The organism is Legionella resiliens, assembly GCF_021344005.1.
Classification (GTDB): Bacteria; Pseudomonadota; Gammaproteobacteria; order Legionellales; family Legionellaceae; genus Legionella; species Legionella resiliens.
On record NZ_JAJTND010000004.1, the window covers coordinates 1,152,740 to 1,177,183 of the forward strand.

Below are 24,444 nucleotides of genomic sequence, written 5' to 3' on the forward strand. Positions count from 1 at the left end.
AGGAGTTTTAATTATGTCAGCTTATTTCCGTAGAAAAAAAATGTGCCGTTTTAGTGCTGAGGGCGGTAATGAAATTGATTATAAGGATATCAATTTACTGAAAAATTATATTTCTGAAACAGGTAAAATTGTACCAAGCCGTATTACTGGTACTCAAACTCGTTTTCAAAGACAACTAGCAAGAGCAATTATGCAAGCCAGATTCCTTGGTCTGTTGCCATATTGTGATAGCCATAAATAAATAATAATGATGCGTGCAGGTAATTTTATAACAAAACAATGTAAGGTGATACTTGAAAGCAAACAGCAAGCAATTATTTATGCTGTGATTTTTTCAATATTGCCTTTTGCATCTTGGCTTTCAGTTGCCTTAGTATGTTTGGTGACATTAAGGAGGGGTGCAAAATCCGGTTTTGATGTTTTATTACCTGCACTTGTTATTCATACTGTTCCATTGATGATGTTAATACCATTATCCGGAGCTCTAATTAATACTCTTATTGCCTATCTTCCATGCTATTTTGCGGCATTGGGCTTGCGAAATACTGAACGATGGCAGGCAGTCGCCGGAGTATTTTTTGTACTGGCTTTTTTGGGGTGTCTACTCATCCAACTTTGGATTCCAGGTTTTATTGTCGAACAATTTAATTTGTTTAAAATGATTTTGACACAATACCAGGAACTGGTTGGGCCTGCTCTTAATGACATAAATTCAATAATTTTGGCGCAATTATTTTTTGGAATTCAGATATTAAGTGTTCTTGTTTCTGCGACAATTTCCTTAATGTTTGCGCGAGCAATGCAAGCAAAATTATTTTTACCTGGAGGTCTCAGGAATGAGTTAATGGCGTTTCGTAGTGGCAGACTTTCATTTTTAGTTTTCTTGGGGGTTTCTTTAGCAGCTTTTTATGAAATTCCTTTAGCTATTAATGTACTCCCCATAGTGCTTTGTTATTTCTTGGCTTCCGGATTTGGTCTGGTTTATTTTATTTTTTCTCGTAAGAGACAAGTTAAGGTCTTCATTTTATTAATGTTGTTAATATTTTTGAAACCAACTTTTGTATTATGTGCCTACATGGTCCTTGGTTCATTAGATAGTTTAGTTAATTTTAGATCGTATTTCCCTTCAGGGGTTGGCGAGTCAATTTAAGGGGTTATTAAGATGGAAGTTATCTTATTAGAAAAAGTGAGAAATTTAGGTAACCTGGGTGATAAAGTAAATGTCAAAGCGGGTTATGGTCGAAATTTCTTGATACCACAAAATAAAGCTGTTTTTGCAACACCTAAAAATATAGAATTATTTGAGCAACGCCGGGTTGAGCTTGAGAAAAAAGCCCAACAATCTTTGGCTACTGCGGAGCAGCGTGCGGCTAAATTGAATGATACTACTTTAGTGATTAACGCTATGGCGAGTGACGAAGGTAAGCTATATGGTTCTGTTGGTGTTAATGAAATCAAGGATGCTTTGACAGATAAAGGTATTGATGTGATCAAACGTGAAATTGTAATGCCAGAAGGTCCTCTGCATTCAATTGGTAATTTTGTGGTTGAGATACATGTTCATAGCGATGTTATTGCTAAATTGAATGTTGAAATTGTTCCATCCAAGTAATTATCTGAAGTTCTCATAGCCTGGGGTGAAGCGTAACACGCAACCCAGGCTTTTTCTTATATAAAAATCTGAGTGGTCGCTGGGCTGATGTGATTTATACGAAGATAATTCGGTAAAGTGCAAGTAGTGCAATGATCGTATTCAGGATAGCCCAAATATAAGAAGGAGATAACCCTTTATATCCGCTGTAGTAAGCATATATAGCAACTAATGTACTTCCCGAGAAAAATATCCATTTATCATTGTAGGCAAATCCCATAGAAAGTAAGGCGATACCAAAAACTCCCAATATTAAAAACACACTGTTTTCCTTACCGAACATCAAATAGAAAGTGAGTAATTGGCAGCACATTAATATGGGTAAGAAAAATTGAGTATAAGGTCCGCTACCCAGTAAAATTGCTGCATGCCCTGCAATAAGTATTAATTGAAGCGCAATAAAATAAAGCATTCTAAAGTAAATAGCAGTTATAAGTAATGCAATAGCGCCAATAAAATAATAAAGTTGAGAATGAAGTTTAGGTAGGGTGGTCCCGAAAAACTTCAAAAGACCACACAGGATTATAAGTGAACCAATCCATCCTATAAGAATAAATATTTTTCTAGCCACATATCACCATTTTAAGTAAATTCCTTTTGCCACTGATTCCTGGATAATTGCACCTTGGGGTTTATTAAATGAAATCCAATAATTTCCCATATTGCTCAGAGCAAACTTAACTCTCGGATATTGACATACTTCTAAGACATTACGACAGTCCACTAGAGTAGTATTTTCGTCAACACGTTTATAACATTTAAAATTTAAGTTTTTAACATCAGAAGCAAATGCGCCCCAACTCATTGAATCCAATGTAGCATGTAAGGGCGGACTCATAAAGGCTTCTTCTGTATTTACACGCTCTAATTCAATTTTAGAATCAGAATGATTTTGAATTAAATAGTACGATTGATTTCCTGTTTCATTTAAAATCAAATAATTTTGACTGTATCCAAACCCCGTAACTTCACATCCACGTGGGAAAATACTTTCTGCCTGAACGGAACTAATGAGAGCTGCAGAGAAAATAATTGATTTATTAATTTGGTGAAATAAAGACATAATTACCTCAATAAGTATATTTTGTGGGTTATTTTAATCATAAAAAATACAAAGTCTATCCCACAATACAAACTATTCCTTTTGTGCGGCAATTTTTGCCTTAATCATAGGGTAATAAGTTCTGTAAAAACTTAAAAATAAGTACATTCCAACATAAGCCAAAGACAGGCTAAGACAAATGATATTTGTATTAGGATAGCTAATAAGTACGCAAATCGAGCTAATGGCATAAATAATAGAACAGATATGCATGAGTATTTTTAATACTCTGGATTCTGTTAAATAGTCCAGTCTCGAGGGATATACATACTTTACAGGTACAAAAATAAGTATGGAGAGTATGATTAATATAATGGCATTCGTTGCAGCAGAAGTATCAAAAATAAACATATATAAAATGGTAATATTCCAGTAACAAGGAAATCCTTTAAAGAAATGATCTGGAGTCTTGGCATCAGATTGGCAAAATTGATAAGCAGAGGTAATTGAAACCGCAGCAATAAGAAAGACAGAGTATTCAGGTGGGAGCATACCTGGTTTCACGAGTAAGAAAAAACATGGCGTAATAACGTAATTTAAATAGTCAACAATGTTATCAAGCAAAGCACCGTCTATCTTGGGCAAAATTTCCTTAATATTAACCAGGCGAGCTAGACTTCCATCAACGGCGTCGATAGCAACGGTAATAAACATAAGCCATAAAGCGAAAATGTATTCGTGCTGATATATCTTTACTAATGAAAAGACACCGATACAGGCTGCGCTCGCAGTAAAGAGATGCACTGACCAAGCCGCTACGTAGTGTAATGGATGGAATTGCTGTTTGCTTAAGTTCATTAATTATCCTAGTGTTAATAGCGCGTTTTTTAAAATATGGATTTTCCGAAATATTTATTAATTGTACTAATGTATTGATTTAAATTACTATTGCTTTTTCTGAAAATCTAAGAATATGAAAATAGTATCAATAATCAAAAGTAGTGCGCAAGGAGAGTTGATAACTTTAATTAAATATACTTTATTCTGTATGGAGACATCATGATAATTCAAACGGTAAATCCCGCAACTGAACAAATAATACAAAGCTACGATTGCATGAATGAGCAGGAAGTTGATAAAAAACTTAACGAATCACATAAAGCATATTTGGAATGGAAAAAAACGTCTTTTAGCCGCAGAAAGTCATTAATGTTGCAACTTGCCCAACTTTTAAAGACAAAAGCAGATGAATTGGCTCATTTAATGGCAATTGAAATGGGTAAACCCATTACTGCAGGTAGAGCTGAAATTAATAAATGCGCCTGGTTATGCGAGTATTTTGCAGAGCATGCAGAAGAATACCTTGCTCCAAAAGTTATTCAAACGGAAATGAAAAAAGCAAAAGTATGTTATCGTCCTCTTGGAATTGTTTTTGCCATCATGCCTTGGAATTTTCCTTTTTGGCAGGTTTTCCGTTTTGCTGTTCCCACACTTATGGCTGGAAACGTTGCCGTATTGAAGCACGCACCTATTTCAACGGGAACAGGCAACAAAATAGAAGAATTATTTCTTGAGGCAGGATTTCCAGCACACGTTTTTCAGCATTTGATCGTCGATAATGATGGAGCGGCAAAAGTTATAGAACATCCTTATGTTATTGCTGTTACCTTGACAGGAAGCGGACGAGCAGGACGTGCTGTTGCAAGTCATGCAGGAAAATTTTTAAAAAAATCAGTGTTAGAGCTTGGTGGAAGCGATCCCTATGTCGTTCTTGAAGACGCTGATCTTGATCTTGCTGCACGCTGTATTGTTAATTCAAGACTTAATAACTCAGGTCAAGTCTGTATTGCTGCTAAGCGTATCATTGTTTTAAAATCCGTTGAAAAAGAATTGACACATAAAATAATGGAACATATGGCTGCATTTAAAATGGGGAATCCACTTGATTCGGAAATGAACCTTGGTCCTTTAGCCCGTTCCGACTTGCGCGAAAACTTACATATTCAAGTAGAAAAATCACTGAAACAAGGTGCTAAATTATTGGTAGGTGGTATAATTCCCGCCGGAAAAGGTTTTTATTATCCACCAACTTTATTAACTCAGGTGACGCCTGGCATGCCAGCTTTCGATGAAGAGTTATTTGGACCTGTTATTGCTCTTATTACAGCCAATAATGAGAAAGAAGGCCTTGCATATGCAAATCAAAGCCAATATGGCTTGGGTGCTGCGGTGTTTACTCGTGATTTGGAGAGAGGAGAGCATATAGCTACTTACGAGATAGAAGCTGGTGCTTGTTTTGTTAACGCTTTTGTAGCTTCAGATCCCAGGTTACCATTTGGTGGAATAAGAGAGTCAGGGTATGGTCGTGAATTATCAAAAGAAGGCATATTAGAGTTTGTTAATACTAAAACCATAGCCATTAGTGATTCTTAATAATTAACTCATGCTGAGTAAAAAATATGATTTTTTGGCCACTCTTATCCAGCCGGTAAATAACCTGCCGGGATAAGAGTGGCTGGTTATTTATATATTTAAACAATAATTCTCGCTGTAGGGCTGAGCAAATCGATGAGGTAGAACAACAATGTCTTATAAATTTGAAGAGGGTAAAGACGTATTAATTGAAGCCATTGTCAATAGAATTAGAAGTTCTATGGTTGGTGATCAAACCGAGTTTTGCGCCGAATTTGCTAAACAGCTATATGGCACTGTAGCAATGGAAGATCTTAATGCATGGACTATCGATGATCTTTACGGCGCTGTAGTAAATTTTTGGGCTTTAATTAGTGAACGTGCACCACATGAGACAAAAATTAGAGTCTATAACCCAGATTATGAACGTCATGGATGGCAAACAACTCATACCGTCATTGAAGTAATTTGTGATGATATGCCGTTTTTGGTTGATTCAATTCGTTTGGTAATCCATAGAATGGGCCTATCCTCTCATCTAACCATTCATATGGGAGGTATTCGAGTTAAAAGAGATAAAGACAATCGAGTTTGTCAGATCTTACCCCGTAGCCAACTGTTAGATGAAAAAGGGGTGATCCATGAAGCGCCTATATTTCTAGAAATTGATCGGCAAACTGATCCTAAGGTACTTGAAGAACTGCATCAAGGATGTGAGCGAGCCCTGGAAGATAATCGCGTCGTTTTTGAAGATTGGGAAAAAATGCGTGCTGAAGTTCGGGAAGCAATTGCAGAGATTGATAAAGTATCTTCAGTACTTGATTTAGATGAAGTGGAAGAAACTAAGGCATTTTTACATTGGATTGAAGACCATCATTTTACTTTCCTAGGGATGAGAGATTATGAATTGGTAGAAAAAGGTAAGGAAACGGTTTTACAAGCTGTTCCGAAAACCGGATTAGGACTTTTGCGTGAAAGCGTTACTAAATCAATGGCGCGAAGCATTTCTGCAATGGCGCCTGAAGCACGTGAATTTACCTTGTCTCCACGAATTTTGGTTACCTCAAAAACAAATACGTTGGCAAGTGTTCATCGTGATGCTTATACCGATTACATTGGAGTCAAACGATTTAATGAGCAAGGAAATGTGATTGGTGAACGAAGAATTATTGGCCTTTATACTTCTGCTGCTTATCATACCAATCCGAAACAAATTCCATTCTTGCGACGTAAAGTAGCTCACATTATGGAAAATTCCGGATTAAATCCACGCAGCCATGCAGGTAAGGTTTTATTAAATATTCTTGAAACTTTGCCCAGAGATGATTTGATTCAAGGAACAGAAGATGAACTTCTGGAAATTGCAATGGGTATATTTTACATGCAGGACAGAAAGCGTATTCGTTTGTTCGCGCGGGTTGATGTTTATCGACGCTTTGTCTCTTGTCTCGTATATGTCCCTAAAGACAGGATAAATACCGAGTTAAGAATGGCTATGAAGGAAATTCTTGACGAGAGTTTTAACTCAATTGAGACTACTTATTCGACTCAATTTACTGAGTCTGTTCTGGCACGTGTTCATTTTATTATTAAAATTAATCCGAGTGTACCACTTGAATATGATTTAAAAGACATTGAAAGGAAACTGATTGAAGCCGGGCGCTCTTGGACCGACGATTTACAAACACATTTATATGAAGCTTATGGGGAAGAACAAGCAAATACCCTTTATGCTCGTTACAAGCATGCATTCCCTGTTGCTTATAGTGATATGTTCCCAGCCAGGACAGCAGTTTATGATATTAAACATATCGAACAACTCACAGCGGAACAACCTCTGGGTATTAATTTTTATAAACCCTTGGATGAATCAGAAAATAGTTTTAGATTAAAGGTGTATCAACATGATACCACCATTCCTTTATCTGATGTGTTACCGATATTAGAAAAATTGGGCTTGCGTGCTATAAGTGAACGTCCCTATCCATTAAAATTTGAGGATGGCAAAGTATCTTGGATTAATGATTTTGCCATGCAATATAATAAACCAATTGAGTTTGATCTTGATGAGATTAAAGAATTATTCCAGAATGCTTTTGCTAAAGTTTGGTTTGCTCAAGCTGAAAATGATGGATTCAATCAGTTAGTTTTAGCCGCAGGACTTAATTGGCGTGAAGTCGCTGTTTTGCGTACCTATGCCAAGTATTTTAAACAAATTGGTATTACCTTTAGCCAAGACTATATGGAAACGGCATTAAATAATAATGTTGCTATTGCTAAAAAATTAGTGAGATTATTTGAAATTCGCTGTAATCCTGCTGATGATACTAATAGAGAGGATCGTTTTGCTGATTTATCCATCGAAATATTAAGCGATCTTGATACTGTATCGAATCTAGATGAAGACAAAATAATCAGACAATACATTCATGCCATTAGCGCGACATTACGTACTAATTTTTATCAAATAAATGAAGATGGACATCATAAACCTTATATTTCTCTTAAGCTAAATAGTAAAATTATTCCCGGTGTGCCAAAACCACATCCGATGTTTGAAATTTTTGTTTACTCTCCTCGTTTTGAAGGGGTTCATTTACGTTGCGGCAAGGTTGCTCGCGGCGGTTTGCGTTGGTCTGATCGAAGGGAAGATTTCCGTACGGAAATACTAGGTTTGATGAAAGCACAACAAGTAAAAAATTCAGTTATTGTACCTAGTGGTGCCAAAGGTGGTTTTGTGCCCAAGTTTTTACCTGTAAACGGTACTCGGGAAGAAATAATGGCTGAGGGAATTGGTTGTTATCAATTATTTATTCGTGGTCTTCTCGATATCACCGATAATTATGTTGAAGGTAGAGTGGTTAAACCTAAGAACGTTATATGTTTTGATGAAGATGATCCTTACCTTGTTGTTGCTGCAGATAAAGGTACGGCAACCTTCTCTGACCTTGCTAATGCTATTTCTTTAGAATATGGCTTTTGGTTAGGTGACGCTTTTGCATCTGGTGGATCAATAGGTTATGACCATAAGAAAATGGGAATTACAGCAAAGGGTGCATGGGAATCAGTGAAGCGTCATTTCTATGAATTAGATATAGACATTGAAAATAACGATTTCACTGTTGTTGGAATTGGAGATATGGCGGGAGATGTATTTGGTAACGGTATGCTGTTGTCAAAACACATCAAGTTAATTGGTGCATTTAACCATATCCATATTTTTGTCGATCCTGAGCCTGATGCAGAAGTCAGTTTCAAAGAAAGAGAGCGTTTATTTCATTTACCACGTTCAAACTGGACGGATTATGATAAAAAACTTATTTCCAAAGGTGGCGGTGTGTTCAATCGTAATGCCAAATCCATCCCTGTCAGCAAGGAAATGCAAGCGGCTTTTGGAATTAAACAAACCGAAATTGAACCAAACGAGTTAATTAAAGCAATTTTAAGAGCTAAGGTTGACTTACTTTGGAGTGCAGGAATTGGTACTTATGTTAAGGCTAGTACTGAATCAAACGCTAATGTTGGTGACCGAACCAACGATGCAACTCGAGTCAATGCAAAACAATTACGTTGTAAAGTTGTGGGAGAGGGCGGCAACTTGGGATTAACCCAATTGGCGCGAGTCGAATACTCATTAAGTGGTGGAATGGTATATACCGATTTCATCGATAATTCGGGTGGTGTGAATTGTTCGGACAAAGAAGTAAATATTAAGATTCTGTTGAACGGCATTGTAGCGGTCGGTGATTTGACTCCCAAACAACGTAATGAATTGTTAATTGAAATGACCGACGAGGTCAGCAAACTGGTACTCCGTGACAATTTCTTGCAAACGAGAGCGATTAGTTTAACTGCATCGCAACCTCTTCAAGCATTGGATCTACAAAGTCGCTATATTAGTGAATTGGAACGCACTGGAAAAATTGATCGCAATCTCGAGTACTTACCTGACGATAAGGTTATTTTGGAACGCAAATTAATGGGTAAAGGTTTGATGCGTCCCAGTATCGCTGTATTAATGTGTTACAGTAAAACAATTCTTAAGGAGCAAATCCTGGCTTCAGCTGTTCCCGAAGAAGCGTATATGACACAATTTTTAATTAGTTCGTTTCCCAAACCTTTGCAAAAGCGCTTTAGCAAGCAAATGCAATCTCATCCATTAAAAAGAGAAATTATAGCGACTCGATTAAGCAATATTATAGTAAATGAGATGGGCTTTACTTACATTTACAGATTACAAGATGAAACAGGAGCTCCTGTTTCAGCAATCGTAAGAGCATACGTCATTACTCGTTCTGTGCTTAATTTAGAATCTGTTTGGAAACAAATCGAAGAGTTGGGTACTAAAATAAGCGCTAAAAAGCAAATCGAAATGATGATGCTTTATTCCAGATTAGCTCGACGCCTTACTCGTTGGTTCTTGCGTAGTCAACGCAGAGCTGTGGATATTTCTGAGGTTGTCAAACTCTATGCACAAGGTGTTGTTGAATTGAAAATGTCCATCCCAGCGATTTTAAATGAAGAGCGACGAACAAAATACAATGAACATTATCAAGAGCTAGTTGATGAAGGAATTCCACCAGCGCTCGCACATGATTTAACGGTAACTCGAAGTTTATTTGCGGCAACTGACATCATCGAAATTGCTTATAAGAGAAATATGAAGGTAGCACAGGTAGCTGAGATTTATTTCGGAATTGGGGAGTTTCTGGATCTTGCCTGGATAAGAAAGCAAATTATTATGCATCCAAGTGAGAATCATTGGGAGTCTCTCTCTAGAGAAGCATTGCGGGATGATTTAGATTGGCAACAACGCCAACTCACTTCTGGACTGATTAACTATGATGGTGATAACCCGGATTTGCAGGCGCGCCTTGCTTCCTGGGGAGAGTCTCATCGTGCTTTAATTCAGCGTTGGCGCTTTATATTGGCAGATCTAAAAGCAAGTACAATTCTAAATTATACTATGTTTTTTGTTGCAATCAGGGAGTTACTGGATTTGACTCAAACAACTTTGCAAGCTTACGCATTGGTTGAGCAAGAAGCATAATACGAGTATGTTTGTGCTGGTTGGGCCTTAGTTAAAGATCTCCGCCTTTTCGATCAGTTTATGATAAAGGCGGCGAACCAGTAGCTTGGGTCATTTTGACCCGAGGTAACGTCAGTTTTTCATTTTAAATTTCTCTATGTGCCGCTTGAATTTCTCTACCTACTGCTTGAATTTCCCTACGTGCCACTTAAATTTCCCTACGAGCCACTTAAATTTCTCTACGTGCCGCTTAAATTTCCCTACGTGCCGCTTAAATTTCCCTACGTGCCGCTTAAATTTCCCTACGTGCCGCTTAAATTTCTCTCTACGTGGCCACTTAAATTTCTCTACGTGCCACTTAAATTTCCCTACGTACCGCGCTTTATGCGCGGTATCCAGAACGATATGCTAAGATGCCGCGGAGCATTTCTATAGCAAGATCCCTGGATACCGCGCATAAAGCGCGGTACGTACGCGAAAAATTTAAGCACGGTACGTAGGCGAGAAAATTAGTGGAGGTTTCTCATCAAAAAGCTGACATTACCTCAGGTCAAAATGACCCAAGCTACTGGTTCGCCAAGCAAGATCATATTAAGCGAGTGGATTTGCTAATATAACTGATGGATTGGTCAATTCTACTAACTGATGATGCCCTTCAAAAAACACCGTTGGCTCCACTTCTTTCAATATACTTACAGCAATTAAATACCGTCCAGATGTCAGAATAGAGAGAAAATTAGTGGAGGTTTCTCATCAAAAAGCTGACATTACCTCAGGTCAAAATGACCCAAGCTACTGGTTCGCCAAGCAAGATCATATTAAGCGAGTGGATTTGCTAATATAACTGATGGATTGGTCAATTCTACTAACTGATGATGCCCTTCAAAAAACACCGTTGGCTCCACTTCTTTCAATATACTTACAGCAATTAAATACCGTCCAGATGTCAGAATAGAAAAATCAATTAATTCACCAACCTCTGACCCTTCGGTTTTGTTTAATAATTTTTGTCCGGAATAAATTTTTTGCTCAGTTGCAATTTCATAAATTTTCAATTGATGTTTTATAGTAGCTTTATAGTGCATCCGAGCAATAATTTCTTGCCCTTTATAGCACCCTTTATTGAAACTAATGTATGAGGTTTGTTGTAAACCAATTCTATGAGGTAAAAATAAGCCTCGAGATTCCGGATAAATTTCTATTTGCTGCTGGAATAACCTTAAAGTATGCCAGGTTAAGGAGCCAAGCAATTGGTCATTTTTCATAAAACGTTCTTGAATCGCATGTGCATAGTCAGTCAGGACTAGAAAAACATAAAATCCATTACCTAAATGATAGGAGCAAGAATGGTTGGTATATGTTTGTGCATATACCGAATTAGGAAAAAACTCTGTATCAGGAATAATATCTTCATGATTTTGTAAATAAAATCCAAAAATATGAAATTTGGTATTTTCTTTGAGCATAACGCGAGACAGTAATGCATATTTGCTTAATGAATTAATGGTTCTCTCTTGCAAATCTTGGGGTAGTACTAACTTAACCCCTTGCCAGTTAATAATATCCATTAACGTAAGAATTCGTCCTTTAAGATTGCACTGAGCGCCTTCTATCATTTGTATGTCAGACATGGAGTTTAAGTCGCAGGTTAATTGACCCTGAAGAAAATCAATGGCTTTATTACCTTCTACATCAATAACTGCAAGATAAGATAAATCAAATAAATAATTTTTGTTAGGTAGGAGTACTAATTCCTCTTCTAATGCTTTGAAGGTCGTTAATGTTCTGTCATTGATTAAATGTGTAAAAGTTGTGCTCATTATTTTAAACCTGAAAAACAGTTACTTTCTACTTGAGGGGTAACTATCAATTGAAATATTACAGAGTTTATCTGATTTTTTAAGCGCGCCATAGTAGTGCTTTAAATAGAGCTTAATGATTTCCGTTTATATAGACAGTAGTGTATTATGGTGTCCGTAAGCTGATCATAAAGAGATTTACCCATGTTGGATTTGGAAACCAAGGAAAAAGCAAGACTTGCATGGCATTGCCGCCGAGGAATGCTTGAATTGGATCTTATTTTGCAACGTTTTCTTGAGCATCATCTCGTGCATTTGTCTACAAAAGAACTTGAGGCGTTTAATTCACTGTTAAATTGCACTGATCCAGAGTTGTATGCTTGGCTAATGGGCCATGAGGATCCTCAAGATAAAGAGTTAAAAAAAATTGTCACCATTATCCGAAATAGTAATTAAGCCAGGGAAATCAAAAACTTATTTGCGTTTGATTTTAGTGATATACCTCATTACCGTCATTTTGATTCTTTATTCATCAATATCTCTTTTTATTAAACCTATTTTACTTGGCTTTATTTTTCTCTTGCTGAAAATTGATTGGACTAATCAGAGTCCATGCCCATCAATTAAAAAAATTCAATTTATAGGCAATGCGTGGATTTTGGAAATCTCTCAGGATAAAAAGGAGACTTATACTCAAGCCGTTATTCTTATTCATAACCCTCTTTTTCAACTTATTGAATTTGCGAGTCCAAGTCAAAAAAAGCATATCGTTTTATTCCTTGATCAGATAACAAGCTATCAATTACGGTTATTACATCTCAAAATAAGTCAAAGTGGTATATAATTACACATATGACACAATAAAATAACAGTCATTCTTATAATGGAATTATGAGGGAGTGATGAATAAAGAAACTTCTTATAGTGATGAGGACTTGATTAGTTTGGCGAGACAAGGGGACATGGAAGCTTATAATCTGTTGTTGTCACGGTATAACAATAAAATACAGCAAATTATTTACTTACATATTCAAGATACGGCAAATGTTAGTGATCTGGCACAAGAAGTATTAATTAAAGTTTATCGCTATTTACATTATTTTAAAGAGAAAAGTCAATTTTCTACTTGGTTGTATCGAATTACCCAAAATACAATTAAAAATCATTATCGTGCTGCTAATTTACGTATGGATATGGAAGCAGAATATGCTGATAATTATTATTCTTCGGTTGAGCTATCCCCAGAATATCTATTGATTAATATCGAGTTTGGCGAGCAACTGGATACCATTCTATCTACTTTATCTGAGGAGTTACGTCTTTGTTACGGTATGTATATCCTAGATGGTCAATCCTATGAAGATATTGCAAGAAAAATGGATTGCCCCGTGGGAACGGTACGATCTCGTATTTTCAGGGCTCGAAAATTAATTATGGAGTCAATAGGTCAATTTGTTTAAATAGACATTTTTTCTTTTCGCAATTATGATATAAAAGCAATTTTTACTTATTAAATAGTCAGTTATCTTCTTTTAAAATTTCTAAGAGTTGAATTTATGCCTATTACTCTGGAGGTACGTTTAGTAAATTGCCGCGATAAATTTTTACGATTGTATCTAGAAAATGAACATCCACTAAGTCTTCTGCAGCAATTAAAGGATGTGGATGCATATTATAATTCCTCATTCAATAAATCGACTTATATGGCCGAAAGGATTGTGCAAAGTTATGAATTGTTTGTTGACAATCTTGTTAAAGTTAAAAATCGTCACCTTTCTGCTGATGAAGCATTACAAAAAATTCAAGATACTACATTTGACAGAAAACTTGGGATTGTTTTTTATAATATTGCGAAAGTTCTGGAAATAGCTTTCTGGTCTGCAGCAACCACCCTTTTTTTTCTTTGCGCAACAACAGCAACAGTACCCAATCCAATTTTAGGAGTCGGATTCACTATTGTTTTTGCTGCCCTAATGGTTAAATCAATAAGTAATTTATTTCATTGTATTGATGATCTTAAATCATGTACTCGATTGAATGCAGAAAATGAACGAGAACGAAGTTTGGTGTCATTTTTTAAACCGCCCATTTTTTCCATAATCGCCGAGCATTCTCCTGCAACTGAGCAACTTTCTGAAAATGGGGTTATGATGTTAGATTATCATTAAGCGGCAAGCCACCTTAGCTTTAACTGCTTTTTCAATTATGTTATAAAACGAGCCATTATTCTTTTATTAAGGGATGAATTATGTCGAGTGCAATGGAAAAACGTTTAAACGAATGCGATAAAAGAATTGATGCATTGTTTCAAGGAGTGGAACTCAATGCGGAAATTAAACGAAGGTTAGAAGCGCTTAAAGCTTATTATCACAAGTTATATATTGAAGCCCTTGATGCTCAGTTAGAAAAGGAATCCATTAAATTCTATGAACTTCTTGTCCTAGGTCTTGAGAATGTAAAAAATGGAACGCTAAACTCTGAAGAGGTTTTAAAAGATATTGAAGAAATAAAGTCGTTAAGAAAAACGGGTATCGTTCTTGAGAATATCCTTACTTCCTTAGAATTATTATTCTGGGCCGCAGTCTCAAGTACATTCTTCTCGTATTGTGTTCTTATGGCTGCCCCATTAGTAGCGGTTAATCCTTTTTTTGCGCTTGCTGTATTATCGGTTTCCTGTGTGGCTGCAATATGCTCAATAGTTCGTTTTTTCAATTGCATTGATGAATTTAAATCGTCAACCCCAGTTGAGGAAGAGTTTGAGCGAGAAAAAAATTTAATACTATTTTTTAAACCTGCTGTATCGTCCCCTGAAGTAACTCCATCAATCGTCTCTGACCATGATGAGTTCCAACAAAATGAGGGATTATGTTTTCCATCAATTTAGGTATAATTTTTTTGGTGAATAAGAGTCCCCGGGTATGGGTTAAATTATAATCCGGGGCAATGAGGCACTACTTTTCAGAGCATCGCTGTGATGCCGCTTAAATATCTGTTAACAAATAAGCTGCTATTCAAAAAACATATGATAAAATGCTACCATTCATCTGAACTGTTAAAAGAACTTTATGCTGGAAAGTGACCGCTTAATCAGTACTCAAAGCACTACCTCAGAAGAGGCCATCGATCGTGCTATTAGACCTCTAAGTCTTAGGGAATATATAGGGCAAGATGCAGTCAGTTCGCAGATGCAAATTTTTATCGATGCAGCAAAAAAGCGAAGTGATGCTCTGGATCATGTCTTAATCTTTGGTCCTCCTGGCCTTGGTAAAACTACTTTAGCAAATATCATTGCTCACGAAATGGGTGTCAATCTGCGTCAAACCTCGGGGCCAGTGATTGAGAGAGCAGGGGATATTGCGGCAATACTTACCAACTTGCAAGCAAATGACGTTCTATTTATTGATGAAATTCATAGGCTTAGCCCTGTAATAGAGGAAATACTCTACCCTGCCATGGAAGATTATAAACTGGATATTATGATCGGCGAAGGGCCGGCTGCACGTTCTATTAAACTGGAATTGCCTCCTTTTACCCTAATTGGCGCAACGACACGAGCTGGATTGCTTACTTCTCCTCTTAGAGATCGATTTGGCATTGTACAGCGTCTGGAATATTACTCTGTTGATTCATTAACACAGATCGTTGCTCGTTCCGCACAATTACTCAATGTAAAAACCAAACCTGAAGGAGCAAGAGAAATTGCATTACGATCAAGAGGAACACCACGTATTGCAAATCGTTTACTGCGTCGTGTTCGAGATTATGCCGAAGTTAAGGGTAGCGGAATTATTAGTGTTGATATCGCGCAAAAAGCTTTGGAAATGTTGGAGGTAGATCGACATGGATTTGATCTTATGGATAGAAAATTGTTGTTAGCGGTAATTGAACAATTTAATGGGGGGCCGGTAGGGGTTGATAGCATTGCGGCAGCAATCGGTGAGGAAAAAGGTACAATTGAAGATGTTTTGGAGCCATTTTTAATACAACAAGGATTCCTTATGCGCACGCCAAGAGGTAGAATAGCCACCCCAAGAGCGTATCAGCATTTTGGTTTAAATACAGTAGAGCAGGATTAATCAATGGATGGCACAATCACGCATCAACATTCCTTTCGTGTTTACGCCGAAGATGTAGATTATATGGGAATTGTTTACCATGCGAATTATCTTTGTTATTTTGAGCGAGCTCGCACAGAAATGCTAAGGAAAAATAATTTGATCCTCTCGGATCTGGTGAAACAGGATACTCTTTTTGCCATATATGATGCGCATCTTCGTTATAAAGCACCAGCTCGATTGGATGATTTACTAACAATTAAAACCCAAGTACAGCAATTAGGGGCTTGTAGTTTTTTATTTGATCAGAGTATGCAAAATGAGCAGGAAAAAATAATTTGTGAAGCCAAAATTCAGGTGGTATGCGTGGATAGAAATTTGAAGCCAAAACGATTTCCGCATTGAATAAAAGAATTGTTATTGTAATTTGTGTAGGTAAAAGCACAGCACGAAAATGGTACTGGAGATAATATAGATGGGTAATCAAGCAAATGTATTAATGTATTTTATGCAAGCAGGTATGGTGGTTAAATCGGTTATGATATTGCTGGCTGCTGCATCCATTACTTCTTGGACATTAATATTTCAACGAGCCTGGTTTTTTAACCGCAAAAAACAGCTCACAGATGCTTTTAATCAAAGATTCTGGGATAGTGGTGATTTAAGCAGACTTTACGCCGATATTGATAGTAATGCTGATGAGCGACAAGGTATGGCGGCTATTTTTCATGCGGGGTTTAAGGAGTTTGTACGGGCGAGAAAACAAGGTAATGTAGTTATTGAACCAATACAACGAGTAATGCAAATTACTCATACAAAAGAAGCAGAGAAACTGGAAAAACATTTACCTTTTTTTGCTTCCGTAGGTTCTATTGCACCTTATGTAGGACTATTTGGTACCGTTTGGGGTATAATGACCTCTTTTCAGGCATTAGGTCATGCCCAACAAGCAACAATTGCTATGGTAGCTCCAGGCATTTCTGAAGCGTTAGTAGCTACTGCTTTGGGTTTATTTACTGCAATACCAGCAGTTATTGCATATAACCGATATACAACGCGTGCTAATGATTTACTAAATCGATTTGATTTATTTCAGGAAGAATTAATATCGCTTATAGAACAACAAAACAGTGATACTGTAAGAGGGTAAAATTTGAAATGATCAGAGCAAAAACCAAGCGTGAGCGTCCCATATCAGAAATTAATGTTGTACCATATATCGATGTGATGTTGGTTTTACTTGTAATTTTTATGATTACAGCACCTATGCTGAGCCAAGGAGTAACTGTTGACTTGCCTAAAGCTGCAAGCCAAACATTGGCTCCTACAGATAGAGAGCCCATTATTGTTTCAGTGAATCAGCAAGGCACTTACTTTCTCAATATTAGCAGTACCCCTGCAGAACCTATAGAATCCCAATCTTTAGTTGTTCGTGTCGCTGCAGAATTGGAGTTGGCAAAGCAATCAAACCAAAAACTTAATGTTTTAGTTAAAGGAGACCAGGGGGTTGCCTACGGCAAAGTGGTTCAGGCAATGGCATTGCTCAAGCAAGCAGGGGCAGAGCAGGTGGGATTATTGACTGATTCATCTCAGGAAAAATCAGAGGGGCAAGCATGATAAGTAATCCCAGTTATCGTAACGCTTTTTTTGCCGCACTTGGCTTACATCTTTTTTTAATCGTGATGCTTTTAACAGATAATTCAAGTCAGAGACCTGTTTTAACCGCGGAAACCAAAAATACACCTGGAGTAGATCAACCTATTGCTGTTACACCTCAAACTGAGGTGGTGAAAGCAGTAAGTGTTGATAATAAGCAAGTTATGGAAACAGTAAATCGCTTAAAACAGGAGCGGGAACAACAAAAAAAAGCTGAGATTAACCGACAAAACGAGCTCAAACGACAGGCGGAAACGGCAAGACAGCAGAGAATAAAAGAACAGCAACAACTTGCTCGGCTTAAAGAAGAGGCGAATAAAATTGCTATTGCTCGTAAAAAACAAGCCGAAGAGGAAAGAAAGCGTTTAAAGAAGCTTGAAGAGCAAAAAGCACTGGAAGCGAAACATATTGAAGATTTAAAAAAACAAAAAGAAGAATTGGTAAAGCAACAGCAATTGGAAGCTAAAAAACTTGCTGATTTGAATAAGAAAAAAATGGTGGAAAAAGCTCAAGCTGAAAAAGAAAAAGCAGAACTTGCAAAAGCAGAAGCGGAAAGAAAAAAACAAGCGGAGGCTGCTGCTGCCGCAAAACAAGCACAAGCAGCAAAAAATGCTGAAAGGCAGGCACGTATCGCTGGTGAAGTTGATAAATATAAAGCGCTCATTGTCAATGCCATTGGTAGAAACTGGATATTGCCAGAAAATGTTGACAGTAGCTTGTCGAGTCAGTTCAGAATACGCCTTGCTCCTGATGGAATGGTATTGGAAGTTACTTTAACTCGCAGCAGTGGCGACCAATTGCTTGACCGCTCAGCACAAACAGCTATTTATAAAGCATCGCCTCTACCGGTGCCTGCAGATGCAGAAACATTTAATTTGTTTCGTGATATAAGTTTAACCGTTCGACCAGAACAAGTGAGGGGGTAAAACTCGTGATTAACCGAATTATTGCACTTTTTTTATTGCTTTTTACACAGCAAATGTTTGCTCTTGATTTAGAGTTAACCCAAGGGATTAACTCAGCTTTGCCTATTGCGATTAACTCTTTTGGTTCAGATGGTGCCGCTCAAGAAATCGGACAAGTTATTGAAGGCGATTTAAATTTCTCAGGACAATTTCGTATTGTTTCTGGCCCACAAGGTGCCAATGCGCAATCGTCAGTAAGCACGCTCAAGCAATTAGGCGCAGACAGTGTGGTAACAGGACATGTCATTCGAGCAGGAAATCATTATGAAGTGAGCTTTACTTTAACTGATGCGGTAGCGAATGGGACGATTTTATTGACAAAAACATTTCAAATTAACGCGAATCAAGTCAGACCACTGGCACATCATATTAGTGATGAGATATACCAAAAACTAACAGGGGAGAAGGGTGTTTTCTCCACTCGTATTGCCTATATTTCTGTTCAAAGAACTGTAAAAAGTACTCGTTATTCACTTGAGGTTGCTGATGCAGATGGACATAATCCGCAAAGCTTATTAATTTCCTCCGAGCCTATTATGTCTCCAGCCTGGGCTCCAGATGGTAAAAGTATTTCTTATGTTTCCTTCGAGAAAAAAAGAGCACAAATATTTACTGTTTCAGTTGAAACAGGTCAAAGACGTTTAATTACCAGTTTCCCGGGAATTAACGGTGCTCCTGCATGGGCTCCTGACGGAAGAGAGTTGGCTGTAGTTTTATCTAAAAGTGGAACACCCAAAATTTACAGTGTAGATATAGGTACTGGCAACATGAAGCAATTGACTTTTGGTGATGCCATTGACACTGAACCACGTTATGCCCCAGATGGCAAAAGCTTATTATTTACTTCAGGAAGAGGGGGTTCACCACAAATATATCGCCTATCTTTAGCCAATGGCCAAGTGAGTCGTGTCACTTTTGAGGGCAATTATAATGCACGTGCTTCCTATACACCTGATATGAAAAATATTGTTATGTTGCATCGAGATGACAAGCAATTTAACATTGGATTACAAAGTGCAAGTGGTGGACCAATTGTCAGTCTAACTTTTTCTGGTCGTGATGAGTCTCCATCTGTTGCACCAAACGGTCGTTTAATTCTTTATGCGACGCATAATCAGGATAAAGGTGTATTGGGTATCGTTTCTCTTGATGGTAGAATACGAATGAGACTTCCCGCACGTGAAGGAGATGTACAAGAGCCTGCGTGGTCTCCCTATTTGGGTTAATTATGTCACGAATTATTTATGCACTTGTTTTTTGCCTGGTAACTGTAAACAGCTATGCTTGGAATGCTGCAGGCCACAAGGTGGTGGCCCAAATTGCCTACGATAATTTATCCCCAAAAGCCAGGACCATGTGTTATAAATACCTTCGTTCACGCCCGCATAACACACCCAATTCAAGTTTTGTTAGCTCCTCAACCTGGATGGATGAAATTAGGTGGAGGGAAGTATATTGGTATGATGTCATGCATTATATCGATATTCCTTTCTCCATTGATGGAACTCACCTACCTCCAGTTGAAAATACCAATGCAACAAGAGCAATAAAACAAGCAATCGCCGTACTTTCTTCTAAAAAGACAAATCCAGCAGATAAAAAACTTGCATTACGCATGTTAATTCATATAACAGGTGATATTCACCAACCATTACACGCTATAACTCGAGTCAGTGCGCAACATCCTAAGGGCGATTTAGGGGGCAATTTATTCTTCTTAGGGAAAAATCCAGTAGGCAGTAATTTGCATCAGTACTGGGACAATGGAGCTGGCTTTTTTCTTGGACAATTTGATGAGACTCGTATAAAAAATACAGCACAACAATTGGAACAAAAAATGTCCTGCTCGATGATTGGTACAGAAATAAAACCTATGAAATGGGCAAAAATGTCCCATAAGTTGGCCATAAAAAATGTTTATCAGATGAACCCTAATGAAACCCCTAGTGATAAATATCAAGAAAATGCGCAGCGATTAGTCCAAAAACAGGTTATGTATGCAGGATGCAGGCTGGCAGAGTTACTCAATAAAATTGCTAAAGGATAATTGTAGTTTGGCAGGCAACGAAATCCGGTTTGAGATGTTCGTTCATGCAACTATCAAGGTTGAGTGAAATAATATGTTTTCAGCGGTGCCATAGATATCACGCTAGAGCAATATCAAGATGCTCCAAATGTGAAATAATTGTTTCAACAGTATTTCGTCAAACTCAGCGTGCTCATTTTCATCATGTGCTCCCTGTTGATGAGGTAACGCTATTCCTACGTCTCCGTCTTTGAAGAAGCTGAAATGGACTTTGTTTTATCTAATTAACCTTAGAAGGAGGATGGGTAATTACCGTTTGCTCTGTTCTTTACCTCAGCGACCAACCCGTTTAATCATTAAAACTTGGTAAGAAAACCAGTCCTTCTATCATCCGGACGGGAAGGACAGATCGTGTTTAGTTGAAATTTAAAACAAAATATGTAAAATTTATTAAAAATGATATTTTTTGTCAAGTTTTTATATCCTTACACATCCAAATGGGGCCCTAAATATAAGTTTTCTAATCTCGACTTTAGCCATTTTCTAAGCCTAGCTATAAGATAATTTAATCTATCAAATAACCTGTTTCTTAGTCTGATGCTGTGGGCATTCAAACAACAGCATAGCGCTGCCAAGCAAAAATATGTTTAAATTGGATATTATTTGATCTAAAATATGCTCAAATTTTTTTTAAGAGGTATCTAACATGGGTTCTTTCCAAAGTAAAGCCACAAACCCAATTTCCGATTTTGAAACACTCTATCAACAGGCTATGAATCTGATTGAAGAAGAAAATCCTCAATTCAACACCATTCCAGAAGAGCTAAAGCAAGATTTTTTGAATTTGAATGACTTGATTGAAAATGAGCAACTTGAGTTGATAAAGAAGTTATCACAGATTAAAAACCTTCCCAAAGAGATGGAAGATGTTGTTAAGAAATTCCCCTATTTTAATACGCTTCCTGACTGCATACTGAAGGAAATTGGCTATTTTATAAAGGATAATCCGAAAGACCTAAATGCTCTTGTAACAACAGACAGGAGAACGTATACCTTATTCCAACCGGACAGGATTTTATCTCACTTCCTCCAGCACGTGGCCTATGGAGAACGGGATAGAGTAGAGAAAAAATTCTCACAATTCATGCCCAAGCAGGAAGAAAAGCAACAATCGTTGTTACGTAATCCGGGGACATTCACCGACTACTCAGGTCGAACATTCCATTGCACCGCTTACGAATACGCCTACTGGGCAAAGGACAAGCACATGTGCCGCATGTTGGAACAGCTTATGGATGAGACCACCAAAGCCCGAATGTTAAAATGCTGCGAAGCGATAGAGAAGAATGGCTTAACGTATAAGCAATCTGGAGTCTTGGTTAAGGGTTCAAAGCATTTTGACTTTACGCCGCTTAAAAACGCACTGCGAAATTATATTGATGGATATGATAGCTGGTACAGCACGAAAAATTGGACGGCAATGGAAAACGCCTGGATGCAAGTGGGACTAGCTCAGCGTGAACTTCCTGTCCATGTAATTAATGAATATTGCCGAAAAGACCGCTCGTTTGACCCCACGCATCAGTTCAATGAAGAGACATTGCCGTGGGAGTTATCATTCTATAACTATAATACAGACATGGATAGTACGCTGTTTCCATTGGTTGTTTCTGCTTCTTCGGGGCTGGGCGTTGATTTTGCTTTGTTCGGGGTGACAGGCAAGGCGTGGGGAGCGGCGCGTTGCGGGGCGGGAGTGGAGTGGCTGCGTATTGAATTGGCGGCCGTCGAGCGCCTTGATGAAGTAAGAACCGCAGACCGCACGCAGTCGCGTGAAAATCTGAAACCTGTTGACCCGATGCACGAGCTTGGTAACTAGTATTGATGGCTTTCTGAACCAGCCCTGCAACGTAGGCCGCAGGGTTAAAATCCCAACACACGTTTAAAAACCAATTGAGCAAACTTATTTAATTGAAATAAAATAATACCAATAGACTAAAATAATAACAGTAAACCGTGTTTTATTGTTATGCTATCACTAACTACTAAGAAGATGGAGCTATAAAGTAAGGATGCTGCTTCACTTCGCTTTTTGAGGGGGCATTGCTCTTTATTTATTTCTACTAAAATTCCTATAAAGGAAGTCTATAAGCATTATAACGCACTCCAATCCATAATGATCGACAGGAGAAATCCTGATAGCCCTGTGCCAAAATAGCCTCATTCTGGAAGCAGGTACTTTGTGTAAGTTACTGAATTTTAATTTCAAGATACCCATAAAAGCAAAATACAAATACTATGCTATATTTTAGATGCAATTGTCTAAAAATAGGATTATTGTCCTCAACAAAAGGAATTATAAAAATGAACAAATTATTTGCAAAGATGGGTATAGTTAGCTTATTAATGAGCATTTCCTTATTTGGTTGGGCAGAATCAGGACCCTGTAAAGCTATTGCAATCTCTTGTATGCAAAATGGTTACTTTAAAGGTGGGGAGAATGCAGGTAAAGAATTAGTCAAAGACTGTGTTTTACCTGTAGCCATGGGTAAGAAACAATTACCAAATACTAATTTTAGTCCAGAACAATTGCAGCAATGCAAAATGAAGTTAGCTGAGAAAATAAAAAGTAAGATGCAAGAAAAAATGCAGCAATAACATTCATGTCCTCTCCCGTCAGGGAGAGGACTTTTACCTCATTCCTTTTGTAATGACTCCATCACAGCGCCTAAGAAACGAGTTGCCTCGCCACCAGTGACTGCTCTGTGGTCAAAACTTAATGATAAGGGGAGTATATTATGTGCTTCTAATGTTCCTTGAGCGTTGACAACAGCTCCTTGATAGAGTCTGCCTACCGCCAAGATAGCAACCATCGGCGGAACAATAATTGGACTTGCAAAGCGGCCAGCAAATTTTCCGAAATTGGAAAGTGTTATAGTAGCTCCCTTCAATTTATCTGCAGTAATTTCTCGTTTGCTCACCGACTCTTTAAACTCATTGATCATTTTTCGTAGATCACCATCGGAAAGTTTTGCAGCGTTATGAATAACAGGCACAAATAACCCTTCCTCATTATCCATAGCTAAACCAAGATGCACCTCATCAAAACACTGGCGCGCACCATGTTTTGTATCAAACCATGCATTTAGGGCGGGTTCATTTTTAGCAGCGTAGACTATTGCCCGGATTAGGCGAATCGTAATATCAGTACCTGGCTTCCAGGCACTAATATCTGCTTCATCAAAAATACTTACAGGGACTACTTCCGCATGAGATTGAATCATACTATTGAGCATTGCTCGTCTTACACCGCGCAGAGGTTCAAAACCTGCAGGAATTTCTGAGTTCTTGTCTGCTTGCGCCTGAACATCATCTCGAGTGATGATGCCAAACTCTCCAGTTCCTTTAACAGTAGATAAATCGATATTAAATTTTTTAGCAAGCATTTTTACCGCAGGGGTTGCCTTGATACGATTTTTAGTCGTATGTTGGATGCCAACAGTAAAATTATCTTCAAAGACTTCACTGCTTTCTTCTAAATTACCGACCACTGTTCCTTTGTCTTCGGTTTTAGCACTAGCTGATTTAAAAGCCACCAAAGGTTCACCTGTTTTAATTACATCTCCAGGTTTACCGTATAATTTACTAATAACTCCAGACTGAGGACAAGGTACATCAACTACAGCTTTTGCGGTTTCCATAGAAACCAATGGTTGATCTGCTATTACAGTATCACCCTCTTTAACAAACCATTCATGAATCTCAGCATCAGGCAAGCCTTCACCCAAATCAGGTAGATTGAAAATATTCAT

24 protein-coding genes are annotated in these 24,444 nt (G+C 37.8%); 19 read left to right on the forward strand and 5 right to left on the reverse strand.

All coding sequences use genetic code 11. The features are described from left to right. Positions 1 to 13 precede the first annotated feature (13 nt). From rpsR to rplI, 3 genes are read left to right on the forward strand one after another with little or no spacing between them, the layout of a single operon-like run. A complete protein-coding gene (gene rpsR / locus LXO92_RS10515; RefSeq protein ID WP_010653600.1) occupies positions 14 to 241 on the forward strand; it encodes a 30S ribosomal protein S18 in 228 nt (75 codons plus the stop codon). 6 nt (positions 242 to 247) lie between these two features. Beyond that, entirely contained in the window at positions 248 to 1,150 is a 903-nt protein-coding gene (locus LXO92_RS10520) for a hypothetical protein (protein ID WP_182352662.1), read from the forward strand. 12 nt (positions 1,151 to 1,162) lie between these two features. Next, a complete protein-coding gene (gene rplI, locus LXO92_RS10525; RefSeq protein WP_182352663.1) occupies positions 1,163 to 1,612 on the forward strand; it encodes a 50S ribosomal protein L9 in 450 nt (149 codons plus the stop codon). Positions 1,613 to 1,706: 94 nt separating this feature from the next. Here the strand turns inward: rplI and LXO92_RS10530 are convergent, their stop codons facing one another. The 3 genes from LXO92_RS10530 to pcsA form a co-directional block, all read right to left on the reverse strand. Next, positions 1,707 to 2,222 (reverse strand): hypothetical protein, encoded by a 516-nt coding sequence (locus tag LXO92_RS10530; protein ID WP_182352664.1) that lies wholly within the window; start codon positions 2,220 to 2,222, stop codon positions 1,707 to 1,709. Positions 2,223 to 2,225: 3 nt separating this feature from the next. Continuing rightward, positions 2,226 to 2,714: an enhanced entry protein EnhB gene (locus LXO92_RS10535; protein WP_182352665.1), complete on the reverse strand. Its 489-nt coding sequence runs from the start codon at positions 2,712 to 2,714 to the stop codon at positions 2,226 to 2,228. Positions 2,715 to 2,786: 72 nt separating this feature from the next. Next, entirely contained in the window at positions 2,787 to 3,551 is a 765-nt protein-coding gene (gene pcsA, locus LXO92_RS10540; protein ID WP_182352666.1) for a phosphatidylcholine synthase, read from the reverse strand. 201 nt (positions 3,552 to 3,752) lie between these two features. On the opposite strand from pcsA, the gene LXO92_RS10545 reads away from it, so the two are divergent. Both LXO92_RS10545 and LXO92_RS10550 read left to right on the forward strand, forming a co-directional pair. Then, positions 3,753 to 5,126 carry an NAD-dependent succinate-semialdehyde dehydrogenase gene (locus LXO92_RS10545; protein ID WP_182352667.1) on the forward strand — a complete coding sequence of 458 codons (1,374 nt, stop codon included), beginning with the start codon at positions 3,753 to 3,755 and terminating at the stop codon, positions 5,124 to 5,126. A 151-nt stretch (positions 5,127 to 5,277) separates the two neighbouring features. After that, positions 5,278 to 10,155: an NAD-glutamate dehydrogenase gene (locus LXO92_RS10550; RefSeq protein WP_232890947.1), complete on the forward strand. Its 4,878-nt coding sequence runs from the start codon at positions 5,278 to 5,280 to the stop codon at positions 10,153 to 10,155. A gap of 797 nt (positions 10,156 to 10,952) precedes the next feature. Here the strand turns inward: LXO92_RS10550 and ygfZ are convergent. Beyond that, positions 10,953 to 11,954: a CAF17-like 4Fe-4S cluster assembly/insertion protein YgfZ gene (ygfZ, locus tag LXO92_RS10555; protein ID WP_232890948.1), complete on the reverse strand. Its 1,002-nt coding sequence runs from the start codon at positions 11,952 to 11,954 to the stop codon at positions 10,953 to 10,955. A 183-nt stretch (positions 11,955 to 12,137) separates the two neighbouring features. On the opposite strand from ygfZ, the gene LXO92_RS10560 reads away from it, so the two are divergent. The 14 genes from LXO92_RS10560 to LXO92_RS10625 all read left to right on the forward strand — a co-directional run bounded on the left by LXO92_RS10560 (position 12,138) and on the right by LXO92_RS10625 (position 23,290). After that, on the forward strand, positions 12,138 to 12,389 hold the full coding sequence (locus LXO92_RS10560) for an FAD assembly factor SdhE (RefSeq protein ID WP_220471059.1): 252 nt from the start codon (positions 12,138 to 12,140) through the stop codon (positions 12,387 to 12,389). Continuing rightward, complete coding sequence (locus LXO92_RS10565; RefSeq protein WP_232890949.1) at positions 12,361 to 12,777, forward strand: hypothetical protein; 417 nt, start codon at positions 12,361 to 12,363, stop codon at positions 12,775 to 12,777. The genes LXO92_RS10560 and LXO92_RS10565 overlap by 29 nt, the downstream gene beginning before the upstream one ends. Before the next feature lie 58 nt (positions 12,778 to 12,835). Next, on the forward strand, positions 12,836 to 13,393 hold the full coding sequence (locus LXO92_RS10570; RefSeq protein ID WP_182352671.1) for a sigma-70 family RNA polymerase sigma factor: 558 nt from the start codon (positions 12,836 to 12,838) through the stop codon (positions 13,391 to 13,393). 96 nt (positions 13,394 to 13,489) lie between these two features. Next, a complete protein-coding gene (locus tag LXO92_RS10575) occupies positions 13,490 to 14,101 on the forward strand; it encodes a DUF5638 domain-containing protein (RefSeq protein WP_182352672.1) in 612 nt (203 codons plus the stop codon). 80 nt (positions 14,102 to 14,181) lie between these two features. Further along, positions 14,182 to 14,817, forward strand: coding sequence for a DUF5638 domain-containing protein (locus LXO92_RS10580; protein ID WP_232890950.1), 636 nt, complete (start codon positions 14,182 to 14,184; stop codon positions 14,815 to 14,817). A gap of 181 nt (positions 14,818 to 14,998) precedes the next feature. After that, the gene (gene ruvB / locus LXO92_RS10585) at positions 14,999 to 16,009 is read left to right on the forward strand and encodes a Holliday junction branch migration DNA helicase RuvB (protein ID WP_182352674.1); all 1,011 of its coding nucleotides are present in this window, start codon (positions 14,999 to 15,001) and stop codon (positions 16,007 to 16,009) included. A 3-nt stretch (positions 16,010 to 16,012) separates the two neighbouring features. Beyond that, positions 16,013 to 16,393, forward strand: a complete 381-nt coding sequence (locus LXO92_RS10590; RefSeq protein ID WP_182352675.1) for a YbgC/FadM family acyl-CoA thioesterase — start codon at positions 16,013 to 16,015, stop codon at positions 16,391 to 16,393. 70 nt (positions 16,394 to 16,463) lie between these two features. Continuing rightward, the gene (gene tolQ, locus LXO92_RS10595) at positions 16,464 to 17,138 is read left to right on the forward strand and encodes a protein TolQ (RefSeq protein WP_232890951.1); all 675 of its coding nucleotides are present in this window, start codon (positions 16,464 to 16,466) and stop codon (positions 17,136 to 17,138) included. 8 nt (positions 17,139 to 17,146) lie between these two features. Further along, positions 17,147 to 17,605: a protein TolR gene (gene tolR / locus LXO92_RS10600; protein ID WP_182352676.1), complete on the forward strand. Its 459-nt coding sequence runs from the start codon at positions 17,147 to 17,149 to the stop codon at positions 17,603 to 17,605. Continuing rightward, on the forward strand, positions 17,602 to 18,570 hold the full coding sequence (tolA, locus tag LXO92_RS10605) for a cell envelope integrity protein TolA (RefSeq protein WP_182352677.1): 969 nt from the start codon (positions 17,602 to 17,604) through the stop codon (positions 18,568 to 18,570). Before tolR ends, tolA begins: the two co-directional genes overlap by 4 nt. A gap of 5 nt (positions 18,571 to 18,575) precedes the next feature. Continuing rightward, the gene (gene tolB / locus LXO92_RS10610) at positions 18,576 to 19,835 is read left to right on the forward strand and encodes a Tol-Pal system beta propeller repeat protein TolB (RefSeq protein WP_232890952.1); all 1,260 of its coding nucleotides are present in this window, start codon (positions 18,576 to 18,578) and stop codon (positions 19,833 to 19,835) included. 2 nt (positions 19,836 to 19,837) lie between these two features. Next, positions 19,838 to 20,656: a S1/P1 nuclease gene (locus LXO92_RS10615; RefSeq protein ID WP_232890953.1), complete on the forward strand. Its 819-nt coding sequence runs from the start codon at positions 19,838 to 19,840 to the stop codon at positions 20,654 to 20,656. Between the two features lie 685 nt (positions 20,657 to 21,341). Next, the gene (locus LXO92_RS10620; RefSeq protein WP_232890954.1) at positions 21,342 to 22,511 is read left to right on the forward strand and encodes a hypothetical protein; all 1,170 of its coding nucleotides are present in this window, start codon (positions 21,342 to 21,344) and stop codon (positions 22,509 to 22,511) included. A gap of 485 nt (positions 22,512 to 22,996) precedes the next feature. Next, a complete protein-coding gene (locus tag LXO92_RS10625) occupies positions 22,997 to 23,290 on the forward strand; it encodes a hypothetical protein (RefSeq protein WP_232890955.1) in 294 nt (97 codons plus the stop codon). 38 nt (positions 23,291 to 23,328) lie between these two features. Here LXO92_RS10625 and LXO92_RS10630 read toward each other — a convergent pair whose 3' ends face one another. Beyond that, positions 23,329 to 24,444, reverse strand: coding sequence for a dihydrolipoamide acetyltransferase family protein (locus LXO92_RS10630; RefSeq protein ID WP_232890956.1), 1,116 nt, complete (start codon positions 24,442 to 24,444; stop codon positions 23,329 to 23,331).

Excerpts from the sequence above, each read along its gene's own strand:
- rpsR (WP_010653600.1), top strand. The coding sequence starts at position 14 with ATGTCAGCTTATTTCCGTAGAAAAAAAATGTGCCGTTTTAGTGCTGAG.
- LXO92_RS10520 (WP_182352662.1), top strand. The coding sequence starts at position 248 with ATGATGCGTGCAGGTAATTTTATAACAAAACAATGTAAGGTGATACTT.
- tolQ (WP_232890951.1), top strand. The coding sequence starts at position 16,464 with ATGGGTAATCAAGCAAATGTATTAATGTATTTTATGCAAGCAGGTATG.
- LXO92_RS10620 (WP_232890954.1), top strand. The coding sequence starts at position 21,342 with ATGGGTTCTTTCCAAAGTAAAGCCACAAACCCAATTTCCGATTTTGAA.
- LXO92_RS10590 (WP_182352675.1), top strand. The coding sequence starts at position 16,013 with ATGGATGGCACAATCACGCATCAACATTCCTTTCGTGTTTACGCCGAA.
- LXO92_RS10560 (WP_220471059.1), top strand. The coding sequence starts at position 12,138 with ATGTTGGATTTGGAAACCAAGGAAAAAGCAAGACTTGCATGGCATTGC.
- LXO92_RS10630 (WP_232890956.1), bottom strand. The coding sequence starts at position 24,444 with ATGAATATTTTCAATCTACCTGATTTGGGTGAAGGCTTGCCTGATGCT.
- LXO92_RS10545 (WP_182352667.1), top strand. The coding sequence starts at position 3,753 with ATGATAATTCAAACGGTAAATCCCGCAACTGAACAAATAATACAAAGC.
- LXO92_RS10580 (WP_232890950.1), top strand. The coding sequence starts at position 14,182 with ATGTCGAGTGCAATGGAAAAACGTTTAAACGAATGCGATAAAAGAATT.
- LXO92_RS10535 (WP_182352665.1), bottom strand. The coding sequence starts at position 2,714 with ATGTCTTTATTTCACCAAATTAATAAATCAATTATTTTCTCTGCAGCT.
- tolR (WP_182352676.1), top strand. The coding sequence starts at position 17,147 with ATGATCAGAGCAAAAACCAAGCGTGAGCGTCCCATATCAGAAATTAAT.
- ygfZ (WP_232890948.1), bottom strand. The coding sequence starts at position 11,954 with ATGAGCACAACTTTTACACATTTAATCAATGACAGAACATTAACGACC.
- LXO92_RS10575 (WP_182352672.1), top strand. The coding sequence starts at position 13,490 with ATGCCTATTACTCTGGAGGTACGTTTAGTAAATTGCCGCGATAAATTT.
- rplI (WP_182352663.1), top strand. The coding sequence starts at position 1,163 with ATGGAAGTTATCTTATTAGAAAAAGTGAGAAATTTAGGTAACCTGGGT.
- LXO92_RS10570 (WP_182352671.1), top strand. The coding sequence starts at position 12,836 with ATGAATAAAGAAACTTCTTATAGTGATGAGGACTTGATTAGTTTGGCG.
- tolA (WP_182352677.1), top strand. The coding sequence starts at position 17,602 with ATGATAAGTAATCCCAGTTATCGTAACGCTTTTTTTGCCGCACTTGGC.
- pcsA (WP_182352666.1), bottom strand. The coding sequence starts at position 3,551 with ATGAACTTAAGCAAACAGCAATTCCATCCATTACACTACGTAGCGGCT.
- LXO92_RS10615 (WP_232890953.1), top strand. The coding sequence starts at position 19,838 with ATGTCACGAATTATTTATGCACTTGTTTTTTGCCTGGTAACTGTAAAC.
- LXO92_RS10550 (WP_232890947.1), top strand. The coding sequence starts at position 5,278 with ATGTCTTATAAATTTGAAGAGGGTAAAGACGTATTAATTGAAGCCATT.
- LXO92_RS10625 (WP_232890955.1), top strand. The coding sequence starts at position 22,997 with ATGAACAAATTATTTGCAAAGATGGGTATAGTTAGCTTATTAATGAGC.
- ruvB (WP_182352674.1), top strand. The coding sequence starts at position 14,999 with ATGCTGGAAAGTGACCGCTTAATCAGTACTCAAAGCACTACCTCAGAA.